Source organism: Novosphingobium resinovorum (assembly GCF_001742225.1).
GTDB classification, from domain to species: Bacteria; Pseudomonadota; Alphaproteobacteria; order Sphingomonadales; family Sphingomonadaceae; genus Novosphingobium; species Novosphingobium resinovorum_A.
Genome location: NZ_CP017075.1, coordinates 24,105 through 45,320 on the forward strand (window position 1 = coordinate 24,105; position 21,216 = coordinate 45,320).

Sequence of the window (21,216 nt, forward strand, 5' to 3'; positions counted from 1 at the left end):
GCCTCCACCCATGATCCATGACCTGCCGACGATAGAAGGGTGTTTCAGTTTCGGGTGGCCGAGGTGGCCGCTTTCGCCCATCCGGTCACGCATTGCATCGCGCTGATCTGTTCGATGTCGATCGACCTTTGGATGGGCGAATTCACTCGTGCTCGCGAGACCTTGCCGATCCTGCGCGATTGCGTACGGGCCAATACCCTGGCTCCGTATATCGCGGTCGCGCAGGGCTTCGAGGGTGAACGCGCGCTTGAGTTCGGGCGCCATGCGGAGGCGGTCGAAGCGTTGCCTAGCCGCTGCCACTGCGATGCGCAGATCCTCCGCGTCGCCCAGCCGCACCGTGCCTATCCTGGCTTCGCATGTCTGCCTGGAATGACCGGTTCCGGCAAAAAGTCGCCCTTCAGATTGGTGCGACGTAGCGTGGTCTACCCATGCTGCAGGGCGATCCGAAGTGCGGCGCTTCAATCGCCGCAGGCGTTCATCGGCATGCTGACGTAATCCAGCTTCACATCGGATATGGAGATGGTCAGGGGGCCACTCGTGCTCAGTACGAAAGGCGCGGTGATCGCCGACATGTCCGCGCCGCGACCGGCGAAACACTGCAGCGGCACGGCCATGCGGGCCCATTCGCCCGGCGCCGAGCGTCCAAGGGTCTGACCGATCGGCACGGAGTATGTCTTGCCGCCGCTTTCGATGCCCATTTCCACCGGCACGGCGGCTTTGGCATCGACGCGGTATTCGAAGACGAGGCTGATCTCGCCATTGCTTTCGCGCGAAAGGTCGATGGTGCGGGGTGCTGCCATGGCGACCCGACCGTTGGCCTTGCCGTCCCACGCGAAGCGAAGCGCGTCTTCCTGTGCGCGGCGGTCTACACCGGCCTGAGCAACCATCTGCCGGTCGATGGACCATCCTGCGGGAACGCGGCCCTTGCCGTAGAAGACACCGGGCGTCGCCTCGGCCATCCCGGCGGGACGGGCTTCGTCCAGTGGCGGGACCTTGCCAGGCGCCGCGTAGGACAGGCCGTAACCGAAGGCGAACAGCGGGTCATAGCCTGCGTCACCTCGGTTGAGCACGTATTGGTCGGGCCGCTTGGGCCAGGAGAAGCTGAGCTTGCCCCGGAAGTCGTGCGCGGGTTTGCCGTCCGCGTCCGCGAACAGCACGTCGGCGACGCCGCCACCCTCGCTGCCGGGCAGGAAAGCCGCCACGAACGCGTCGGAGGCATTCATTTCGGCGTTCACCCATAGCGGACGGCCGGAGAGGAACACGGCAACGACCGGAATGCCCGCTGCCTTGAGGCGGCGCAGCATTTCCAGATCGGACTTGTCGCCGGGGCTATATTCCAGGTTGGGAACGTCGCCCTTGAATTCGGCATAAGGCTGCTCGCCGAAGACGACGATGGCGGCGTCCGGCCTGGCGGTGAACTTGCCGTCCGGCGCGTATGTGGCGGTGCCGCCGCCGGCCTTCACGGTCTGCTCGATGCCCTTCCAGATCGAGGTGGCGTTCGGGAAGGCGGAGTTGGGCAGGCCCGCGCCCTGCCAGGTGATCGACCAGCCGCCCGCCTGCTGACTGATGCTGTCCGCGGCCGTGCCTGCCACCAGTATGTTGGCCGTGGGCTTCAGCGGCAGCACGCCGTCGTTCTTGAGCAGAACCATGGATTCGCGCACCGCCTCGCGCGCGATCGCACGGTGCTGCGCAGAAGCGATGACGTCGAACTTGGCCGCGAAGGCGCGCGACGATGGCCGTCCGCGATCGAAGGTTCCGGCGCGCAGCTTCACGCGCAGGATGCGCCGCACCGCATCGTCGAGCCGCGCTGCGGGAATGGTGCCCGCCTTCGCTTCGGCAAGAGTGTTGTCGTAGAGCTGCTTCCAGCCGGGGCCGGAATACATGAACATGTCGAGCCCGGCGTTGATGGCCTGCGGGCAATCCTCGTTGCTGCAGCTCTTGACCTGCCCGTGGCTGTTCCAGTCGCCGACGACGAAGCCGTCGAAGCCCATGCGCTCCTTCAGGACCCCAGTGAGCAGGCTTTTGTTGCCGCTCATCTTCTCGCCGTTCCAGCTGGAGAAACTGGCCATGACCGATTGCGTGCCCGCCTCGATCGCGGCCGGGTAGCCGCCCAGATGGACGTCGCGCAGCACCGTTTCGGGCACCCTCGTATCGCCCTGATCGCGCCCGCCGGTGCCGCCGTCGCCAAGGAAGTGCTTGGTGGTGGCGATGAGGTGGTTCGGCGCGAGGAAGTCCTTCGTGCCGACCTTGCCCTGCACGCCCTCGATCATGGCACCGGCATAGTCGGCGGCGATCTGGGGTTCCTCGGAATAGCTTTCGTAGGTGCGGCCCCAGCGGTCGTCCTGCACCACCGCGAGGGTCGGCGCGAAAGTCCAGTCGAGCCCGGCGGCGGCGGTTTCCAGTGCGGTCACTTCGCCGATCTGGCGGATCAGGTCGCGGTTCCGCGCGGCGCCAAGGCCGATGTTGTGGGGAAACAGCGTGGCGCCGACGATGTTGTTGTTGCCGTGGACCGAATCCGTGCCCCAGATGATCGGGATCTTCGGGCGGCCGTCGCTGCGGGTCATCGACGCATCGTAGAATTCGTCCGCCAGCTGCAGCCACTTGGCCGGGGAGGCGTATTCGTTGTCATAAGGACCGCTGTTGCCGCCGTTGAGGATCGAGCCCAGCTTGTAGGTCACGACATCGGCCGGCTTGATCGAGCCGATATCGACCTGGATGATCTGGCCGACCTTGTCCTCGATCGACATCGCGGCCAGCAGGGCGTCGATCTTCTTTTCGACCTTCGGATCGCGGCTGGGGCGGGCGCGGACTTTCGGCCATATCGCGGGATTGGCGATCGAAGCTGCGGGCTGGTCGGCTGATGAGGCTTGGGCAAAGGCGGTGCCCGGGATCCCCGTCAGAGTCAGGGCGAGGATCAGGAGGGAGGCGCTCGATCGGTTGGTCTTCATGGTCGCTCCTGTACGCCGTATACTTGCGGCCGCGCATGTGTGGTTTGGAAGGGAAGGGCGCGCATGTCACGCAGCGCGCGCAGGATCGGGCCGGTCATGACCGTCGTGACGACAGCCATGACCACGAGTATCGTGAACATCGACCGGGGCAGGAAACCAAGGTCATACCCGACGTTGAGCACGATCAGCTCCATCAGGCCACGCGTGTTCATCAGCGCGCCGAGGGTGAGGCTTTCGTGATGGGGCAGACCATTAGCGCGCCCGGCGCAGTAGACCGGCACGATCTTGGCCAGCACGGCGATCAGGCAGACCGCAGCCAGCCACGCCAGTTCCGGTCCGGTGGACAGGCCCAGCAGGTTGGTGCGCAGGCCGGTGAAGGTGAAGAAGACCGGCAGGAAGAAGACCAGCACGAACTGCCCGACTTGCGCATTCCATGCCTCCACCAGCGGACGGTGGCGATGAAACAGCAGTCCGGCGGCGAAACCACCGAAGATCGCGAAGATACCCAGCGCGAACGTGCACAGCGCCAGCGTGAAGATCACGATCAGCAGGATCGCCAGGACATGTGGAGGGATAGCGCCATCGCGCAGTGGCAAGCGGGCCACCAGCCGGTCACACAGGGGCGCCGCCACGAAGCGCAGGGCGAACAGGAACAGCGCAAGACCGCCGAGGTGGAGGGCCAGATAAGTCACGGAAAGCTGCGCGGCAGCGAAGGCGGCGATCCCGGCCAGCAGCAACCAGCCGACGACGTCGTTCACGGCCGCCGCGGAAATGGCGACGATGCCGACGTCGCTGCGGGTCAGCCCATATTCGCCCAGGATACGGCCCAGGATCGGCACGGCGGTGATCGCCACCGCGACCCCGCAGAACAGGCTGTAGACGAACGAATCGACACCCGGCGCGAGGCTGGAGGCCGACAGTCGGCCGATGCCGATCCCGGCAAGGAACGGCACGAGGATCGAGGCCACGGCCACGGCGATGGTCGTTCGGTGCAGGCGGGCTGCCTTCAGGCGGCCGAATTCGAACTCGCTGCCGATCTGGAACATCAGCAGGATCAGCCCGATCTGGCTCAGCACCGTGATGGCGGGCTCTGGCTTGGCCCCGAACAGGGAAAGAGAGACGCCGGGAAAGAAATGCCCGAACAGCGACGGGCCAAGCAGCAGCCCGGCGACGATCTCACCCACGACGCCGGGCTGTCCCATACGCCGGAACAGCCCGTGCATCAGCCGCGCCGCGCCGATCATCACGATCAGCTGCAGCAGCACCGTGAACAGCAGCATCTCGCTTTGATGGGTGGAGCCGGTCATGGCGTATCCCCGCGCGCGATCAGGGCCGCGCCGACAGGGCGTCCAGCGTGGCAGTGCCCTTCAGCGCGGTATCCCCGGCAAAGCGGCCGACCACGACAGGATAAGCGCCCGCGTCGACCTTCCAGCCCGGCGCGCTCTCGTCGAAGCGGGCGATCACGCGCGGGTCGACCGTAACGGAGACATGGCGGGTCTCACCCGGAGACAGGCTGACCTTCTCGAAACCGGCAAGGCGGTAGGCGCGGGTTCCGGCTGCGCTTTTCGCCTCGACATAGACCTGCGGGACATCGGCGCCTGCGCGCTTGCCGGTATTGGTGACGTCGAAGCCGACGGTCAGCCCGGCGCCGCCTTCGATCTTCAGATTGGCGTAGCTGAAGCGGGTATAAGTCAGCCCGTAGCCGAAGGGGAACAGCGGTTTGCGCTGCTTCGCGGCGTACCAGCGGTAGCCCACGTCAGCACCTTCCGGGTAATCGACGGTGAAGGGGGCGACGCCGCCGCTCATGCCGTAGATGGTCTTGTCACCGGCCTTGCGGCGCGCATTCGCGGCGTGCAGTTCGGCAAGGCCGGCAGGCTCGCTGCGGGGGGCCTGATCCACGCTTGCGGGGAAGGTGATCGGCAGGCGGCCCGAGGGATCGACTTCGCCCAGCAGGATGCGGGCAATCGCCTCGCCGCCGCGCTGGCCCGGATACCAGGCCGACAGGATGGCGGGTACGCGGTCCACCCAGGGCATCAGCACCGGGCCGCCGCTTTCGAGCACGACCAGCGTTTTCGCATTGGCGGCGGCGACGGCATCGATCAGCGCGTCCTGCTTGTCGGGCAGGGCCATGCTTTCCGGGTCCTGCGCCTCGGTCCGCCAGGCCCAGGCGAAGACGATCGCCATGTCGGCACCGCGAACCGCCTTGGCCGCCGCTTTGGGATCGCTGCCGTCGAGGTAGGTCACGCTGGCCTGCGGCGCCAGCGCCCGGATCGCCTGAAGCGGCGAGGACGCGTGCCATGTGATCCGCGCGAAGGAGGCGGCCGCACCTTCGGTCAGGGGAATCTCCACTGGCGCGCCGCCCACCGAGCGGACCTGCGAGGAGCCGCCCCCCGAAAGCACGCCGACATCGGCATGGGCGCCGAGCAGGACGATTTTCTTCGCGGTCTTCGCCAGCGGCAGCAGGTTACCCTCGTTCTTGAGCAGGACGATGCCTTCCTCCGCCGCGCGCTGGGCGACCTGCGCATGGGCGGCGTAGTCGATCGGCTGGGCGCTGTCAGGCACGGGCCGGTCCATCAGGCCGCTGTCGATCACCCCGAACAGGATGCGCTGGACCATGTCGTCGAGCCGCGCCATCGGCACGCTGCCGTCCTTGACGGCGGCGGCAAGGGCCTTGTCGAAGTACATCGCGTCGTCCAGTTCCTGGCCGGAATCCTGGTCGAGGCCATTGTTTGCGGCCTTTTGCGTCGAATGGACCGCACCCCAGTCGGACATGACCCAGCCCTTGTAGCCCCAGTCCTTCTTGAGGACGGTGTTCAGCAGCCAGTCGTTCTCGCAGGCATAGTCGCCGTTGACCTTGTTGTAGGCGCACATGACCGAGGCGGGCTTGCCGATTTCGGTGGCGATCTGGAATGCGAGCAGGTCGCTTTCGCGCAGGGCCGCCCGGTCGATCCGCGCGTCGAGAACGGTGCGGCCGGTCTCCTGCGAATTGAGCGCGAAGTGCTTGATGGTCGAGACGATGGCGTTGCTCTGCACACCCTTGATATGCGCACCCGCCATGACGCCTGCGAGCAGCGGGTCTTCGCCCAGATATTCGAAGTTGCGACCGTTCCAGGGATCGCGCGTAAGGTTGACGCCGCCTGCGAGCAGGATGTTGAAGGTCTTGGCGCGCGCCTCCGCACCGATCATCGCGCCGCCTTCATAGGCCAGGCGCGGGTTGAAGGTGGCGGCAGTGGCGATGCTGGCGGGCAGCGCGGTGGCGACATCGCCCTTGCGCTGCTCGATCTGGTTGGCCACGCCGAGGCTCGCGTCGCTCTCGCGCAAGGTGGGAATGCCGAGCCGGGGGATGCCGGGGACATGCCCGGCGGAGGGGATCATCGCGATCGGCGGCTGCGGCTTTGCAAGCGGCGGGAAGTAGCTGTGAACCAGCTGGAGCTTCTCCTCCAACGTCATCGCCTTGACCAGTGCCTCCGCCCGCGCTTCGGCCCCGGATTCGGACGACGGCTGCGCGGAGGCCGCGGCCTGCTGCTGCGCGAAAACGGGCGCGGCAAGTGATGCTCCGGTCATTAGAGCGGTAACCAGGACGGCGTGCTTGGGAAATCTCATCAGGAAACCTTGCTGGACGGGACGCCGGTGCGGGCGTGATAATGGTTCAGGAGGGCGCGGTGATCGGGCAGGCCGCCGCGCGCGCCGGCATGGGCCGCGCGCACGCGGGCGAAAACCTCGCGCGCCTGCGCAGCGCCGGGATAGCGCGCGCCGGCAAGGGTGGTCTCGAACCCCATGCCATAGAGGATGTAGTGGTAGCTGGGCGGCAGGAACGTCTCGAGGTCGACCACGAAATCGAACCGCGAGGGCGGGCGACGGCGCCACTGCGCCAGCATGTCGCGCAAGGGCTCGGGAATGGTCGCGGGGTCTGCATTGTCGCGCCAGTAGGCGGTGTCGGTGCGGCGGGTGATGCAGTAGTGGAGCTTAAGGAAATGGACGATCCGCTCGAACCGCGCGCTCATCAGGCGGTTGAAGCTGCGCGCAGCGGCGTCGCGGGCATCGTGGTCGGCGCCTGCGAGAAGATCGGGCCCCAGGAAATCGCCGACCATCCGCAGCGCCGCTTCGATCAGCATGATGCCGGTCGATTCCAGCGGTTCGAAGAATCCGGCCGACAGGCCCACGGCCACGCAGTTGCCGATCCACTGTTGCTGCCGGTAACCGGTTTCGAAGCGTAGCTGGCGCGGGTTCAGCGCAGCGCCTTGCGGGCCGACATAACGGCGCAGCGTCGCCTCGGCTTCATCGTCCGAACAATGGCGGCTGGAATAGACGTAGCCGATGCCGCGCCGCTCGGTCAGGCCGATGTCCCAGGTCCATCCCGCCTCGTGCGCCGTTGCCAGCGTATAGGGGCGTACCGGGGCGTCCGGCCGATCATAGGGCACCTGCATCGCCAATGCGCGGTCGTTGAACAGGCTGTCGCTGCACGAGGTGAAGTCCGCGCCTAGCGTCTGCCCGATCAAGAGGGCGCGAAAGCCCGAGCAATCGAGGAAGAAATCACCCTCGACGATGCGCCCGTCGGTCAATTCCAGCGCGGCGATATCGCCGTCGGCCTTGCGCTGGACATTGCCGACAGTGCCTTCGATCCGCACGACCCCGGCGGCGATGGAGATGTCGCGCAAGTAGTCGGCAAAGCGGGCGGCGTCGAAATGATAGGCGTAGTTCATCGGTCCGGAGAAGTCGGGGTCTTCGGGCCGCTTGGGCGCGCGCCCCGCGCGGATCACCTGCTCCTGTACGGTGGCGGCATCGGCCCAGGCGGCGCGCTGCGGGCTGGTATCGGCCAGCCAGTGGGGCAGGAGCGCTTCGTCCTCGCCGCCGATGGGCATGTTGAAGGGGTGGAAATAGCTGTCGGTGCCGGTCGCCCAGCCCTCGAACAGGACGCCCTGCTTGAAGGTGGCATCGGCGCGGACCAGAAACTCCGCCTCGCTGATGCCCAGCCCGGCCAGCGTCGAGCGGATCGTCGGGAACGTGCCTTCCCCCACGCCGATGATGCCGATCTCGCTGGATTCCACCAGCGTGATGCCGGTCATCCCCAGCGTGCGGGAAAGATAGGCGGCGGCCAGCCATCCGGCCGTGCCGCCGCCCAGTATGACGACACGAGGTATGACGACACGACCGGAGGGGGGATTGTCGATCGTCATACCTTGCGCCTCTTCAGTTGAGGGTCGTCAGTTCAGGGTCAGAAGTTCGCGCGGGCGCGGACACCCCAGGTGCGGGGCGGCTGGAGGTTGGACAGGAACACCGGATCGTAGCGCGGTGCCCCGAATGCCCCGGCACCCGTGCGGATCTTGCCGTTCTCGATGTTCTGGACGAAGGCCTCCACCGTGTAGTTCTGGTCCGCCGACGTGAAGCGCAGCGAGGCGTCCGAACGGAAGTAGGCCTTCTGGCGGTCCCAGTCGGTGCCGTTGGTGCCGCGACCGGGCATGTTGTCGGCCGGGTCGTTGGCGTTGACGAAGGGATTGGCGTCGCCGTTGAAGTAGCTCAGCCAGCTCTTGGTTTCGTAGTGCGTGGTGAAACGCGGGGTGATCGTCGCGCCGCTCGCCAGTTCGAAGTCATGTTCGTAGCTGACGCTCGCCGAAAAGCGCGGTGCGTGGGCGAGTTCATTGCCCCTGAGCTGCACGATCGAGGACGCCTTGCCGCCGTCGTAGAGCCGTCCATCGACGCTTTCCAGATCGTCCAGCTTGGTCTTCTGGACCGTGCCGGAGAACTGCAGGCGATCGGCGGGGGTGAAGTTGGCAGTGAGTTCCGCTTCGAGACCATAAGCCTTCGCGCCCTTGGCGTTCTGCGTCACGATCTGGCTGCGCACCACGTTGCCTTCGTCGTCGCGGAAGGTGACGGCCTGGTTGACCTGATATCCCTTGAAGTCGGAATAGTAGGCCGCCAGGTTCAGCGTCACGCGGCGATCGAGGAAGCGGGTCTTCAGGCCGACTTCGTAGTTGGTCAGGGTTTCGGGGTTGGTAAGGCCCGCGTTATCCTGGATGTTGCCCGACTTGAAGCCGGTCGAGATGCTGGCATAGCCCAGCGTATCGGCGGCAAGGTCGGCATCGACGCGGGCCAGATAAGTCAGCTTGTTCCACTTGCCCTTCACGTCGTTGTTCGAGATCGAGAAGCCGGGCAGCAGGTCGACCAGTTCCGCGGCGGTGGCGCCGGGATAGGCGCCGAAGATGCCGCCCTGGCAGGCGCCGCCGGGCGCCGAATCCGCCGCCGAGCAACCGTCGCCGGAGAACGTGACGTTGCGGCCGCCGATGTCCTGCTTCTTGTCGGAGGTATAGCGCAGGCCGCCGGTCACGCGCAGCCAGTCGGTGGCATGCCATACGGCCTGGCCGAACGCGGCGCGGCTGTCGATCTGGCGGTTGGCCTGGATGAAGCTGCCCGCCCAGCTGAAGGTGCCGTCGCGGTAGCCGTTGCGCTGATCGATATCGAAGCGGATTTTGTTCTTTTCGTGGCTGTAGTAAGCCCCCAGGATCCAGTCCACGGCCTGCTCGCCGGTGGATTTCAGCTGGATCTCGTGGCTCTGGAAATCATAGCGCGAGGACAGCGTACGGTTTTCGTTGAAGGCCCCCAGCGGCAGGTCGTTGCCGTCGGCGTCCACCTGACCGGTCGGCGGCAGCGCGCCCGCATCGGCATCGGTCTGGGTGCTGCCGCCGATGCGCGACCAGCCGGCGATGTAGCTCAGCTGGATGCCGTCGGTCAGGTCGTAGTTCATCGCGGAGCGCACCGCGACCGAATAGCGGTCGGTATCGGGCGCGGTGTCGGACAGCGTCGACCAGCGCTTGGTGCCCGCGCGCGGGGTCTGCAGCAGACCGATCACCGGCGCGCCGTTGTCCAGGAAGCCCTCGGCCGAGAGATTCCAGCTGAACTTGTCGCTCGGCTGCCACAGCATCGAGACGCGGCCCGATTGCTGGTCGGCGGCATAGTACTTCTTGCCGCTGGTGACGAAGGCCGACTTGTTGATGCCGGTGATATCCGGAGCGGGCTGGTACGAGGCATAGCCGTCATGCCGGTCGCTGACGAAGGCGACGCGGAAGGCCAGGGTATCTGTCACCGGGATGTTGATCGCGCCGCGCACGCCGAAGCGGTCGTAATTGCCCGCGGTCAGTTCCACGCTGCCTTCGAACTTGCCGAGCTTGGGCTTGGCCGAGATCAGGCTGAGCGCGCCCACGGTGGCGTTGCGGCCGAACAGCGTGCCCTGGGGCCCGCGCAGCACTTCGACGCGCTCCATGTCGTACATCAGCACCGAGGCGCCCTGCGAACGAGGCGAATAGATCCCGTCGATGTAGATGGCAACTTCGGGGTCGGCGACTTCGGTATAGGCACTGTCGTTGCCGATGCCGCGCAGGGTCAGCAAGACCGCAGACTGGTCGCCCTGCTGGTTGAACTGGAGCGAGGGCACGAAGCGCGCGAGGTCGGTGACGTCCTTCACCTGGTTCTTGTTCAGCGTGTCCTGACTGAAGGCCGAAACCGCGATCGGGGTCGATTGCAGCGTGGTTTCGCGGCGGGTCGCGGTGACGATGATGTCGTTGTCGGATGCGGCTTGCGGGGCTGCCTGCGGCGCGGCGGCGTCCTGTGCATGCGCTGCGGATACGGAAAATAGGCAAGTCGCAAGCGCTGTGCTCGCGACGAGTGCGTGCCTCGTCATGATCATCCTCCCAGATGCGTCGTGTTTGTGAGGGTGCAAAGACCAAATCCTGACATCGTTGTCAACATGCGATTTGACAACGATGTCAAAAATCGTGCCTTATCCCTTTCCGGCTTTTGCAATGGTGCGAAGGGTATTCTAGATGACGGTCATGACCGTTTCGCCAGCGTCGATATCACCGTTAGCATCGCCGGAATTCGCGGCGAAGCGGCTGTTCCGGCTGTCGATCGGGGTGTTCTTCATCGGCGGTTTTCTCAGTTCGGCGGTCAGCCTGCTGGTGCCGCAACTCAAGGCGGTCCTGGCGCTGGATTACAAGGGCGCGCTGCTGATCCAGCTGGCGTTTCATTCCAGCTATCTGTTCTTCGCGCTGCCCGCCGCGCTGGCCGTGGTGCGAATCGGCTACATGCGGGCGATCGCCTTCGGACTGTCAGTCATGACCGCCGGCTGCCTGGCTCTGGCGGTCGCGCAGGGCGCACGCCAGTTCGCGCTGGTGCTGGGCGCCCTGCTGCTGCTTTCGGCCGGACAGACGGTGCTCCAGATTGCTTCCAACACCGTGGTCACCGTGATCGGTCCTTCGCGCGGGGCGGCATTCCGGCTGACGCTGCTGCAGGGGTTCAATTCGCTCGGCACGGTGATGGGGCCGCTTTTGAGCGCGCCGTTCCTCCTCGCGCAAGCCGGTCCGGGCGAGGAGGCGGCGGTCAGGGCGTCCTTGCCTTTCGTGGTTTCGGGGGCAGTTTTGGCAGCGCTGTCCACGGCTTATCTGGCGCATCGCGGATTGCTGGGTGACGCCGCCGGCACGGCGCAGGGGCTGCCACTGCGACGGCGCCGCCAGATTTTCGCGGTGCTGCGCGATCCGCGCCTGCTATGGGGCACTTTCGCCATCTTCGTCTATGTCGGCGCGGAAGTGACGATCGGGACATTGATGACCAACGTATTGATGCTGCCCGAGCGACTGTCGATTTCTCCCGTCAGCGCCGGACGGCTGGTGAGCCTGTACTGGGCCGGGGCGATGGTGGGCCGCTTTGCCGGGGCCTGGTTGATGACCCGGATAGGCGAAACGGCACTGCTGCTTTATGCGGCGCTGGGGGCGGTCCTGCTGACGTGCGCCGCGATCGTCCTGCCGGGCGTGGCCGGATCCGCCGCCCTGATCGCGGTGGGGCTGTGCAACGCGATCATGTATCCGACGATCTATGCGATGGCGATGCCGCGCGAGGCGCGCCTTGCTCCGCTGGCCTCGATGTGGCTGTGCATGGCGGTGGTGGGCGGCGCCGTGGTGCCGATGCTGACCGGAGTGCTCGCCGATGCGATCGGCCTTTTGCCGGCGCTGCTGCTACCGGCACTGTGCTATGTCGCGATTGCGGTATTCGCCGCATTCTGCGCCGCTCCTCGCGAGATTCCGGCATGAGCGTGATCACCATCAAGGACGTCGCCGCCAAGGCCGGAGTCTCGGCCAAGACCGTCTCGCGCGTGATCAACGGCGAGGCGCATGTCCGCCCGGAACTGCGCGAGCGGGTGGAGCAGGTGGTCGCCGAACTCGATTACCGGCCCAATGCCTTTGCACGCAGCCTGTCGAGTTCGCGTTCCTACCTGCTTGGCCTGTTCATCGACGATCCGGTGTCCGGCTATGCGGCCGATGTCCAGCACGGCGCGCTGATGCGCTGCCGCGAGCGCAGCTATCACCTCGTCGTCGAGCCGGTCGACCTTGGCGGTGCGGACTGGGCGGGTCAGGTGCGCTCCAGCATTGCCGCGCTGCGCCTCGACGGGGCTATCGTCGCCCCGCCCATCTGTGACGAAGCCGCGCTGACCGCCCTGTTCGCCGAGGCAGGCTTGCCCATGGTCCTCGTCGCGCCAAGCTCGAAGGCCGCGGCGTCGGGCAGTGTGCGTATGGACGACCGCAGCGCCGCGCGCGAGATGACCGATTACCTGCTTGGTCTGGGGCACCGCCGCATCGCCTTCATCCAGGGACCGGAAAGCCACCGGTCCTCGGCCCGGCGCGAGGATGGCTATCGCGAGGCGATGGCGAAAGCCGGTATCGCCGTGGACGAAAGCACCGTGCTGCGCGGCGATTTCACCTTCCGCGCCGGTCTGGAACTGGGCGAGCGGCTGCTTTCGGGTCTGCCGCGCCCGACCGCCATTTTCGCGGCCAACGACGACATGGCGCTGGGCGCTCTCATCACTGCGATGAAGCTGGGCATCGCCGTGCCGGAGGCGCTGTCGATCTGCGGCTTCGACGATTCCGCGTCGTCCCGCGCCGCCTGGCCGCAGCTGACCACGATCCGGCAACCCAAGGCGGAAATGGCCGGTGCGGCAGTCGATATATTGGTGAATCCGCAGTTCAGGAAACAGGCAGGCGGTGCGCAGTCGCATCTGCTCCTGCCCCACGAACTGATCATCCGGGGCAGCACTGCAATCGCGCCGGCAAGGTAGCGGAGTTTCTGGCGCAGAGCAGGTGATCCCTGCCGCAAACGGCCTCGAGATGCCGCGATGCTGTACCGGAGCGGCGATTGCGGATCGTCGGGCCGGAGCGCGGAGCCGATCGCCTTGCCCCGCGCCGAGTTGGCCGGGGCCGCGCCGGTCCGATCAGCCCGGCGGGGCGCAATGGTGCGTCGACCCTATACGTGGGCATGACGGTCGAGGCGATCTTGGTAGCGCCCGGCTGGGCGTCCCCGATCAGGCGATTGACCCATAAGTTGGCGACGCGCACTTCAAGCCGGTTGGCCCCGCGCCGGACCACCGCGCCGATATCGACCCGGAAGGCGAATGCCACAAGGTGCCGATGAGGCGGCCGTTGACGCGGACCTCCGCCAGGTCTCCGACTTGCGCGAGATCGAGCAGCAGCGGCGCGCCGGGCTTGTAGCCGGCGGACGCCGCAAACGTCTTGCCGTAAGTGGCGATACCCGAGAAATAACGGATACCGGGGTCCACCTGTTCGTTGAGCGGGGCCAGCGCGGGCAGGCTCGCGGCCTTTGGCGCACCGCGTTCCGCCTCGAACGCCACTTCCCAGGCGCCGTCGAGACGCGCAGCCAGTCTCGGCACCGCATGAGCGACGGCCCGGAGACACCTCCAGGTTTCATCCTATCGCCCAGCTTCCTGAATGGTCGATCGAGAATGCTGGACCTGTCACGACGTGTCTTGCGTAAGGCGGTGACTGCCGGCGGCATTCTTGTTGGCCCCGTAGGCGTTCAGTCGCCGGCGCGGACCTGTCGCAGGAGCACTTTCCCGAGAAACTCCAGCTCAAACGTGGCTTTTTCGAGCGGGCGTTCGACCTGGCGCCCAGCGTGAGCCGCAAGGCGAAGGCTGAGGGATCGCAGCTGCCGCCGCCGTCGCCGCGGAAGCGGGCAGGTGATGCCAGGCACATGTGGCATCGCTTTCCCGGATGCAAGGCAGGGTAGCCCGTAAGCCGATCAGTTTCGGCGCATGAAATCTCGTGATCAAGCAATCCAGAGTCACAATAGGGAAATATTGCAGCCCTATCGGCCCGCTCGACGATCGCCGCAGTGGCGATAATCACTCAGGGGTATTTCATGAAAATCCAGCGTCATTGGCTGGCGACGACCGCGTTCGCCCTGCTTGCGCCTGCCTGCCTTTCCACAGCTGCACAGGCGGCCGAAGCTGCACCGGACGCGGTGGCCGATGCTGCCGAAGGCGGCGGCCTTGGCGAAATCGTCGTCACCGCGCAGAAGCGTCGCGAGAATCTGCAGGAAACCCCGATTTCGATTTCGGTGATGCGCAGCGACGACCTGACCAATCGCCACGTCACGTCGCTTGTCGATCTGGGCGACGGCGCCATCCCGTCGCTGAAAGTTGCTCCGTTCTACTCGCGCAACTCCGCGCTGATCGTGAATATCCGCGGCATCGGCGTGCTGTCGGACGGCAACCAGCCGGCGCGCGACCAGGGCGTGGGCGTCTATATTGACGGCGTCTATCTCGGTCGTGCCCAGGGTCTTGGCACCGCGCTGTTCGACATCGAGAACGTCGAAGTGCTCAAGGGCCCGCAGGGCACGCTGTTCGGCCGCAACACCGAAGGCGGCGCGGTCAACATCGTGACCAAGAAGCCCTCCGGCGAATTCCACGTCAACGCCACCGGCGGCGTCGGCAACTTCGGCATGTACAAGGGCGAGGTCCATGTGGACCTGCCGTCGATCGCCAATATCGCGTTCAAGATCGACGGCGTCGTCGCCCGCCGCGATCCGCTGGTCAAGAATCCGCAGCAGGGTCAGGCTGGCTTCAACCAGTACGACAAGCAGGGCTTGCACCTCGAGGCGCTGTGGAAGCCTTCGCCCGATTTCAGCGCGGACTACAGCTTCGATACGTCGAAGGACGAATCGACCTCGCTGTACCTCAACCTTCTTGCTGCCGGGACCAATACCCAGGCCGCGCTCGGCACCGTCCAGCCCGACCGCGTCAAGACCGCCAACGTCGGCGTCCCGATGCAGCCCAGCGTCGGCAAGGTCCATGGTCACCGCCTGACCCTGGAATGGACCGCGACGCCTGACCTGACGATTAAGTCGATCAGTTCGTACCGCAAGCTTTACCAGGATCAGTGGGACAACGGCTCGGCTTCGACCACCATGTCGCTGTCGCCTTCGGCGCTGGCAGCGAAGGGTGCGGCCGGCTTCACGGGCACGCAGTTCGCCCGCTACAGCCTGGCCCTGTTCAACCAGAACCAGTGGAGCCAGGAAGTTCAGGCCATCGGCGAAGTGGGCCGGGTCAAGTACGTGGCCGGCGCCCTGTACTACCGCGAGCACGTCTCCGACAATGCGCAGGCGTTCTACACCAACCAGTTCACCAATGCTGCCGGCTCGGCTTACGTGCTGCGTCAGATCGACTACGGCGCGCAGGCGATCGACCGCGAAAGCCACGTGACCACCCGCAGCGTCGGCGCTTTCGGCCAGGCCACCTGGACCCCGGCGGTGATGAACGATGCCATCCACCTGACCGGCGGCCTGCGCTGGACCAAGGACATGAAGCACGGCGCGCTCACGATCGTGAACAACGCCCTGCCGATCAACCGCGACGGCGTCTCCGGCCCGATCGGCCTCGACGCCAGCTGGTCGCGCGTCGATCCGATGGTGAACCTGGCTGTCGATCTGTCGCAGGACGTCCACGTCTATGGCAAGTGGAGCACGGGCTACAAGTCGGGCGGCGCCAACTCCCGTTCGCAGAACTACGATGCCTTCAACCCGGAAACGGTGTCGATCTTCGAGATCGGCGCCAAGACCGAGTTCTTCGACCACCATGCCCGCTTCAACATCGCCGCCTACGCGGGCACGTACAAGGATATCCAGGTCGATTTCCAGCGCCCGTACGAGACCGGTGGGGTGCGTACCACGCGCACGACGACCTCGACGATCAATGCCCCTGGCACCGGCGGTCTGCACGGCATCGAAGCCGAGTTGACGGTCAATCCGCTGGCAGGTCTGACGCTGGGCGCTTCCTATTCGTACCAGTACGTCAACATCCCGGCGACCGTGAACCCCTACCCGAACGCCGCCGGCGTCGTCAGCACCGTCGCGGTTCCGATCTATCAGTCCTACACCCCGCGCCACTCCGCCAGCGGTACGCTGGACTACGAATTGCCGATGAACGGTTACACCGTTCGCGCGCATCTCGACGGTAACTTCGACAGCGGCTTCTATGCCAACGTCTCCGACCCGGTCTATACCGGCCCGGGTGCCGCTTCGAACGTGTATCAGCCCAAGGGTGACAAGGCGTTCATCGTCAACGGCCGTCTGGCCGTCGGCGATATCGCAGTCGGTTCGGGCGATGCGCAGCTGACTTTCGCAGTCTGGGCGCGCAATCTCTTCAACGAACAGCATGTGTTCTACAAGGCCCTGAGCCCGACTTCGGGGCTCAACGGGTTCTTCAACGAACCGCGTACGTTCGGCGGCGAGATGAACATCCGCTTCTGATACTTCTTCGCGGGCCGGCCTTGTACAGGTCGGCCCGCTTCTTCTGTTTCAGTGTTCGGCGCCTTCTCCCCGAAAGTCACTGTGATGCGGCGTTTCGCGATTGCGGCTCCAGGCGAAGGCAGCCATTCCGCATTCCGGATATGCGCAAGGATAACGCTTCTATTTCAACACTATATCAGGTGATCAAGAAGCCTGCTGGGGCGTCGAAAAGACGACCTATTACATAACATAGTTCTATAACGATGTTTCATTATAATATGTCTCCCCGCGACGATAGGCAGTGTTGAATGCCGATTGCGAGATACGGGGAGGATTCGAATATGCAGCGCATTCACGCGTTGAGGGCATTCCTGCAAGTCGGCGTCGGAGCACTCGGAGTGGCGGCTGCCCTCGGGGCTGCGCCGTCCCATGCGCAGACGGCGCAGGCGGAGGCCGACGGTGCTTCCACAGGCGAGATCATCGTATCGGCCCGTCGGCGCGAGGAAGCCCTGCGCGACACGCCGGTTGCGATCACTGCGGTCAATGCGGCCGCGCTGGAAGCCAAGGCATCGGTCAATATCGGCGACATCATGGGCGCGGCGCCCAGCGTCATGATCACCCAGCAGAATTCAGGCGCTGCCGCCGCCAACGTCGCGATCCGCGGGCTGTCGTTCGCGGACGTCGACAAGTCGTTCGATCCAACGGTCGCGGTCGTCGTCGATGGCGTGTTCATCGGCACCAGCACCGGGCAGTTCTTCGACTTCTTCGACATCAGCCAGATCGAGGTTCTGCGCGGGCCGCAGGGCACGCTGTTCGGGCGCAACACCATCGGCGGCGTGATCAACATCCGGCGTACCCGCCCGAAGTTCGAATTCTCCGGCAAGGTCGAGGCATCGTACGGAAACTACGACACCTGGGCCACGCGTGCCGTCGTCAACATTCCGATCATCGACGATGTCCTGGCGATCAAGCCGTTCTACTTCCACAACCAGACCGACGGCTATTACCGCCATGGCATCACCGGCGAACGCACGGGCGGATCGAATGCCGAGAATTTCGGCGTCGCGGCGCTGCTCCAGCCGTCATCGAACTTCGACGCGCTGCTGACGCTGGAAAAGCAGGTGCAGGACTTCGTGCCGGTCAATTCGAACATCAGCAAGACCGGAGAGGTCTTCTGCCTGCTCGAACCCGCCAACGAGTGCAACCGCAACACCACCACCGACCTCTACACCGTGTTCGGCACGCCCGGAACTTCGCACTACGAGTCTCCCGCCGCGACGCTGGAAATGAACCTCGATGCGGGGGCCGTGAAGTTCACCTCGGTCACAGGCTACCGCAAGTCCGACGAAACGCAGACGCAGGACTTCGACGGTTCGTCCGCCGACATCTATTTCTCCGCCCGCTCGCAGACGTACCGCCAGTTCAGCCAGGAACTGCGCGCCGCGGGCAAGATCAGCGACAGCCTGGACTATGTCGTGGGCGGCTACTTCTTCAAGTCGCGCTACTCCCTGCAGCAGCGCACGCGCATCACGCTTTTCGCGCCGCCCGCGATCGCCGAGCAGGACAACATCGGCCATGCCCGCTCGCTGGCCTTCTTCGGTGACTTCAACTGGGCCTTCGCCGACAGCTGGCGCCTGTCGTTCGGTGGTCGCTGGACGCAGGACCGCAAGCAGAACATGGCGCGCATCGACGCAAGCCAGTTCCCGAACGCCACTGTCAGCAACAGTAAGTTCACGCCCAAGATCGGCATCGACTTCCATCCCACTCCGGACATGATGCTCTACGCCTCATGGTCGCGCGGCTATCGTTCCGGCGGCTTCTCGGGCCGCGGAACGACGCTCTTCTCGGCGACGACACCCTATGGGCCGGAGACGGTGGACTCCTTCGAAGGCGGCTTCAAGGGTTCCCTGCTCGACGGACTGCTTGAACTCAACGTCGCTGCCTTCCTGGCGGACTACAAGAACCTCCAGCAGAATACGACCATCCCCGCACAAGGCGGCGTCGGCAGCGAAACCATCGTGACGAACGTGGGCTCGGCCAAGCTCAAGGGCATCGAGGTGGAATTCACCGCGCATCCTGCGCAGGGCCTGACGCTGTCCGGTTCGCTGGGCCTGCTCGACAACAGCCTCAAGGACTTCATTTCCCAAGGCGCGATCAGTGCCACGGTGCCGGGCACCCGCATCATAGACTATTCGAACGTCTCGATGATCTACGCGCCCAAGTCGACCCTGTCGCTGAACGCCAACTACAAGGTGCCGACCGGCTTCGGCGAAGTCGTGGCGAACCTGGGCTATCGCCACATCAGCCCCTACGACCAGCAGATCGGACTGGACGCCACCGCGACTTATCCCGCGACCGGCACCATCGTCGTGCCGCGCAACGACCCGCGCGTGCGTTCGGACACGCAGGACCTGCTCGATGCGAGCCTGACGACGCGGTTCGACCTGGGCGGCCATACCGCACGTATCACCGCGTTTGGGCGCAACCTCCTCGACGATCGCGGCCCCAATGCCGCCTTCACCGTCGCAGGTCTCTGGTCGTTCTCCAGCGCCCGTGAACCGCGCACTTACGGCGTGATCCTGGGTTACGAGTTCTGATCCATCGCTGCCTGTTCAGGCAACTCGCCGCTCCGGGGGAGGACACCTCCCAACTTTGCCGAACCCGGGGCGGCCACCTATTCGCAACGGAGAACGCGGTGCTCGATTACAGCAAGGTATTCCACACGGGCGTGCTGGTCCCGGACCTCGACGAAGCCATGGCGTTCTACGCGCGCACGCTGGGGCTGAAGTTCGCCGAGCCCTTCACGCTGGAAGCCTTCCCCGTGTGGACGCCCGAGGCCGGCCTCAAGACGATCACCAATCGCTTCACGATCTCGTGCGAAGGGCCGGTGCGGCTCGAACTGCAGCAGGGGGAGGCCGGCAGCTTTTTCGACGCGGCAGCATCGCGCGGCGACCATGTCGGCCTCTGGGTGGACGAGGTGGCGGGTACGGTGGACGACCTGACCGCGCAAGGGTGGAGCGTCATCGCCGCCGGGGCCGCACCCGAGGAACGGTGGGGACCGTTCGCCTATGTGAGACCGGCAGGCGGCGGCATGGTCGTCGAACTTGCATCGTCGATGCTGCGTCCTGCCTTCGAGCGATGGTGGCAGGGCGGCCCACTGACCCTGGATTGATGTCCGGCCGCATCGGCAAGCACGACATACATAACAAGCGAGGACGACGATGAATGACCTTCTGAACCGGCTGGATGGCGATGCAGGCGTCAGGCGAACCCTGGCTCGCCTTGGAGATTCGATCTTCCGCCGCGATCCCGAGGCGCATGGCGAATGCTATGCCGAGGACGGTGAATGGCACGCTTTCGGGACCATCACCCGCGGGCGTCAGGCCGTCGTCGATCACTGGTGGAACGTCATGCAGGGTTTTCCCTTCGTCCGGCAGTCGATTTCCTCGCTGGTGATCGAGGTGGACGGGGACACGGCCGCGTCTCGCGGGCATGTGGACGAAGTGCTGCGCATGCCTGACGGATCGTATCAGGTGGTGATGGGCATCTATCACAGCACCTTCCGCAAACACGGAGACGAATGGCTCATCAAGGTGCACCGCTACGATCAAGTCTATTACGGGTCGCCGATGCTGGACGGGAAGTTCTTCCCGGTCATGGACTACGGCAAGCCGCCGCACGATCCGGACCCCTCACGCATGACCGCGACGATGGACATCAGCCTCTGACGGAAAGCGGCAGCCCCGGCGCGGCAGCCGGCAACCGATTGGGGACGATCGAAAGGACCCGGCATTATATACGTATGTGCCAAATGAAATCCGGTGCCCGCCGCTGGTGCGAAGGCTTGGCTTCGCTGATCTGCGGCAGTAGCGTGAGCGGTCACGACGTCTCTTCGAAATCGAGGTAAATCGCCCATGCCGCGCATAGTCGATCACGAACAGCGGCGCAGGGAGATCGCCAAAGTCGTATCCGGCATTGTGCTAAAAGGCGGCGTCGAGGCCGTCACCATCCGCGCCGTGGCCGAGGAGTGCGGCTACAGCACCACCATCGTGTGCCACTACTTTCGCAGCAAGCACGAAATGCTGGCCTATACCCAGCGGGTCGCATGGCAGCGGGGACTGGCGCGGATCAGGAAGGCGAGCAGGGACGGCAAGGACTTGCTGGCATGCCTCGACTTCGCGCTGCCCATCACAAGCCCGCGCTGGCAGGACTGGCACTGCTGGCTGGCGTTCTGGGGACAGACCCCGGATATCGAGGGCATCGAAACGGAGTGGTCGGAAAGCAGCACCGTCAGCAACGACGTGTTCGTCGATCTGATCGTGAAGGCACAGGCGCGGGGCGAATTCGATCCGACCGAGAATGCCAGGGACGTGGCGACCGACATCCAGGTCGCGATCAACGGCATCGCGACCCTGGTTGCCATTCAGCGTTCGGACTGGCCTGCCAGGCGTCAGCGCGTAATTCTGCGCAAGCATCTGCTGCGCCTGGGCTACCGGCCGAGGAATCAGGAGCCCGGAATGACGGACGGCACCTCGACCTGATCTCATCGCGCGCCGAATGCACACCCGGCGATCCGCCCTGCGCGCGAAACACCCGGACCTCGGGACGCGATTAGGCGGGCCCTTAGACGAACGAAGAAAGATACGACAGGCGCCTTGCCGCGACCTGGAAAATGCGTTCGTCGATCGGAAGCCGGCGCCCG

The 21,216-nt window shown here is 65.2% G+C and carries 14 protein-coding genes; 8 read left to right on the plus strand and 6 right to left on the minus strand.

Features of this window, described 5'->3' with window-relative positions; genetic code table 11:
- The first annotated feature begins 39 nt into the window (after positions 1–39).
- Entirely contained in the window at positions 40–495 is a 456-nt protein-coding gene (locus tag BES08_RS00105) for a hypothetical protein (protein ID WP_155986443.1), read from the plus strand.
- On the opposite strand, the gene BES08_RS00110 is transcribed toward BES08_RS00105, so the two are convergent.
- From BES08_RS00110 to BES08_RS00130, 5 genes are read right to left on the minus strand one after another with little or no spacing between them, the layout of a single operon-like run.
- Positions 459–2,948 carry a glycoside hydrolase family 3 protein gene (locus tag BES08_RS00110; protein ID WP_083274553.1) on the minus strand — a complete coding sequence of 830 codons (2,490 nt, stop codon included), beginning with the start codon at positions 2,946–2,948 and terminating at the stop codon, positions 459–461. The genes BES08_RS00105 and BES08_RS00110 overlap by 37 nt on opposite strands.
- Entirely contained in the window at positions 2,945–4,255 is a 1,311-nt protein-coding gene (locus BES08_RS00115; RefSeq protein WP_069707337.1) for a cation:proton antiporter, read from the minus strand. The genes BES08_RS00110 and BES08_RS00115 overlap by 4 nt, the downstream gene beginning before the upstream one ends.
- A 19-nt stretch (positions 4,256–4,274) precedes the next feature.
- Entirely contained in the window at positions 4,275–6,551 is a 2,277-nt protein-coding gene (locus tag BES08_RS00120) for a beta-glucosidase family protein (RefSeq protein ID WP_069707338.1), read from the minus strand.
- Positions 6,551–8,125, minus strand: coding sequence for a tryptophan halogenase family protein (locus tag BES08_RS00125; RefSeq protein ID WP_069707339.1), 1,575 nt, complete (start codon positions 8,123–8,125; stop codon positions 6,551–6,553). The genes BES08_RS00120 and BES08_RS00125 overlap by 1 nt, the downstream gene beginning before the upstream one ends.
- Positions 8,126–8,163: 38 nt before the next feature.
- The gene (locus tag BES08_RS00130) at positions 8,164–10,623 is read right to left on the minus strand and encodes a TonB-dependent receptor (RefSeq protein ID WP_197524406.1); all 2,460 of its coding nucleotides are present in this window, start codon (positions 10,621–10,623) and stop codon (positions 8,164–8,166) included.
- 142 nt (positions 10,624–10,765) lie between these two features.
- On the opposite strand from BES08_RS00130, the gene BES08_RS00135 reads away from it, so the two are divergent.
- Positions 10,766–12,028: an MFS transporter gene (locus BES08_RS00135; protein ID WP_008828593.1), complete on the plus strand. Its 1,263-nt coding sequence runs from the start codon at positions 10,766–10,768 to the stop codon at positions 12,026–12,028.
- The gene (locus tag BES08_RS00140; protein WP_036529260.1) at positions 12,025–13,050 is read left to right on the plus strand and encodes a LacI family DNA-binding transcriptional regulator; all 1,026 of its coding nucleotides are present in this window, start codon (positions 12,025–12,027) and stop codon (positions 13,048–13,050) included. The genes BES08_RS00135 and BES08_RS00140 overlap by 4 nt, the downstream gene beginning before the upstream one ends.
- A 243-nt stretch (positions 13,051–13,293) precedes the next feature.
- On the opposite strand, the gene BES08_RS00145 is transcribed toward BES08_RS00140, so the two are convergent.
- The gene (locus tag BES08_RS00145; protein ID WP_069707340.1) at positions 13,294–13,659 is read right to left on the minus strand and encodes a glycosylhydrolase-like jelly roll fold domain-containing protein; all 366 of its coding nucleotides are present in this window, start codon (positions 13,657–13,659) and stop codon (positions 13,294–13,296) included.
- A gap of 488 nt (positions 13,660–14,147) precedes the next feature.
- On the opposite strand from BES08_RS00145, the gene BES08_RS00150 reads away from it, so the two are divergent.
- The 5 genes from BES08_RS00150 (at position 14,148) to BES08_RS00170 (ending at position 21,055) form a co-directional block, all read left to right on the plus strand.
- Positions 14,148–16,535 carry a TonB-dependent receptor gene (locus tag BES08_RS00150; RefSeq protein ID WP_008828589.1) on the plus strand — a complete coding sequence of 796 codons (2,388 nt, stop codon included), beginning with the start codon at positions 14,148–14,150 and terminating at the stop codon, positions 16,533–16,535.
- Between the two features lie 320 nt (positions 16,536–16,855).
- On the plus strand, positions 16,856–19,111 hold the full coding sequence (locus tag BES08_RS00155; protein ID WP_069707341.1) for a TonB-dependent receptor: 2,256 nt from the start codon (positions 16,856–16,858) through the stop codon (positions 19,109–19,111).
- 98 nt (positions 19,112–19,209) lie between these two features.
- Positions 19,210–19,686, plus strand: a complete 477-nt coding sequence (locus BES08_RS00160) for a VOC family protein (protein WP_036529271.1) — start codon at positions 19,210–19,212, stop codon at positions 19,684–19,686.
- A 49-nt stretch (positions 19,687–19,735) separates the two neighbouring features.
- Positions 19,736–20,242 carry a YybH family protein gene (locus BES08_RS00165; RefSeq protein WP_051587141.1) on the plus strand — a complete coding sequence of 169 codons (507 nt, stop codon included), beginning with the start codon at positions 19,736–19,738 and terminating at the stop codon, positions 20,240–20,242.
- A 186-nt stretch (positions 20,243–20,428) separates the two neighbouring features.
- The gene (locus BES08_RS00170) at positions 20,429–21,055 is read left to right on the plus strand and encodes a TetR/AcrR family transcriptional regulator (protein ID WP_069707342.1); all 627 of its coding nucleotides are present in this window, start codon (positions 20,429–20,431) and stop codon (positions 21,053–21,055) included.
- Positions 21,056–21,216 lie beyond the last annotated feature (161 nt).

Excerpts from the sequence above, each read along its gene's own strand:
- BES08_RS00110 (WP_083274553.1), bottom strand. The coding sequence starts at position 2,948 with ATGAAGACCAACCGATCGAGCGCCTCCCTCCTGATCCTCGCCCTGACT.
- BES08_RS00115 (WP_069707337.1), bottom strand. The coding sequence starts at position 4,255 with ATGACCGGCTCCACCCATCAAAGCGAGATGCTGCTGTTCACGGTGCTG.
- BES08_RS00120 (WP_069707338.1), bottom strand. The coding sequence starts at position 6,551 with ATGAGATTTCCCAAGCACGCCGTCCTGGTTACCGCTCTAATGACCGGA.
- BES08_RS00125 (WP_069707339.1), bottom strand. The coding sequence starts at position 8,125 with ATGACGATCGACAATCCCCCCTCCGGTCGTGTCGTCATACCTCGTGTC.
- BES08_RS00130 (WP_197524406.1), bottom strand. The coding sequence starts at position 10,623 with ATGACGAGGCACGCACTCGTCGCGAGCACAGCGCTTGCGACTTGCCTA.
- BES08_RS00135 (WP_008828593.1), top strand. The coding sequence starts at position 10,766 with ATGACGGTCATGACCGTTTCGCCAGCGTCGATATCACCGTTAGCATCG.
- BES08_RS00140 (WP_036529260.1), top strand. The coding sequence starts at position 12,025 with ATGAGCGTGATCACCATCAAGGACGTCGCCGCCAAGGCCGGAGTCTCG.
- BES08_RS00150 (WP_008828589.1), top strand. The coding sequence starts at position 14,148 with ATGAAAATCCAGCGTCATTGGCTGGCGACGACCGCGTTCGCCCTGCTT.
- BES08_RS00155 (WP_069707341.1), top strand. The coding sequence starts at position 16,856 with ATGCAGCGCATTCACGCGTTGAGGGCATTCCTGCAAGTCGGCGTCGGA.
- BES08_RS00165 (WP_051587141.1), top strand. The coding sequence starts at position 19,736 with ATGAATGACCTTCTGAACCGGCTGGATGGCGATGCAGGCGTCAGGCGA.
- BES08_RS00170 (WP_069707342.1), top strand. The coding sequence starts at position 20,429 with ATGCCGCGCATAGTCGATCACGAACAGCGGCGCAGGGAGATCGCCAAA.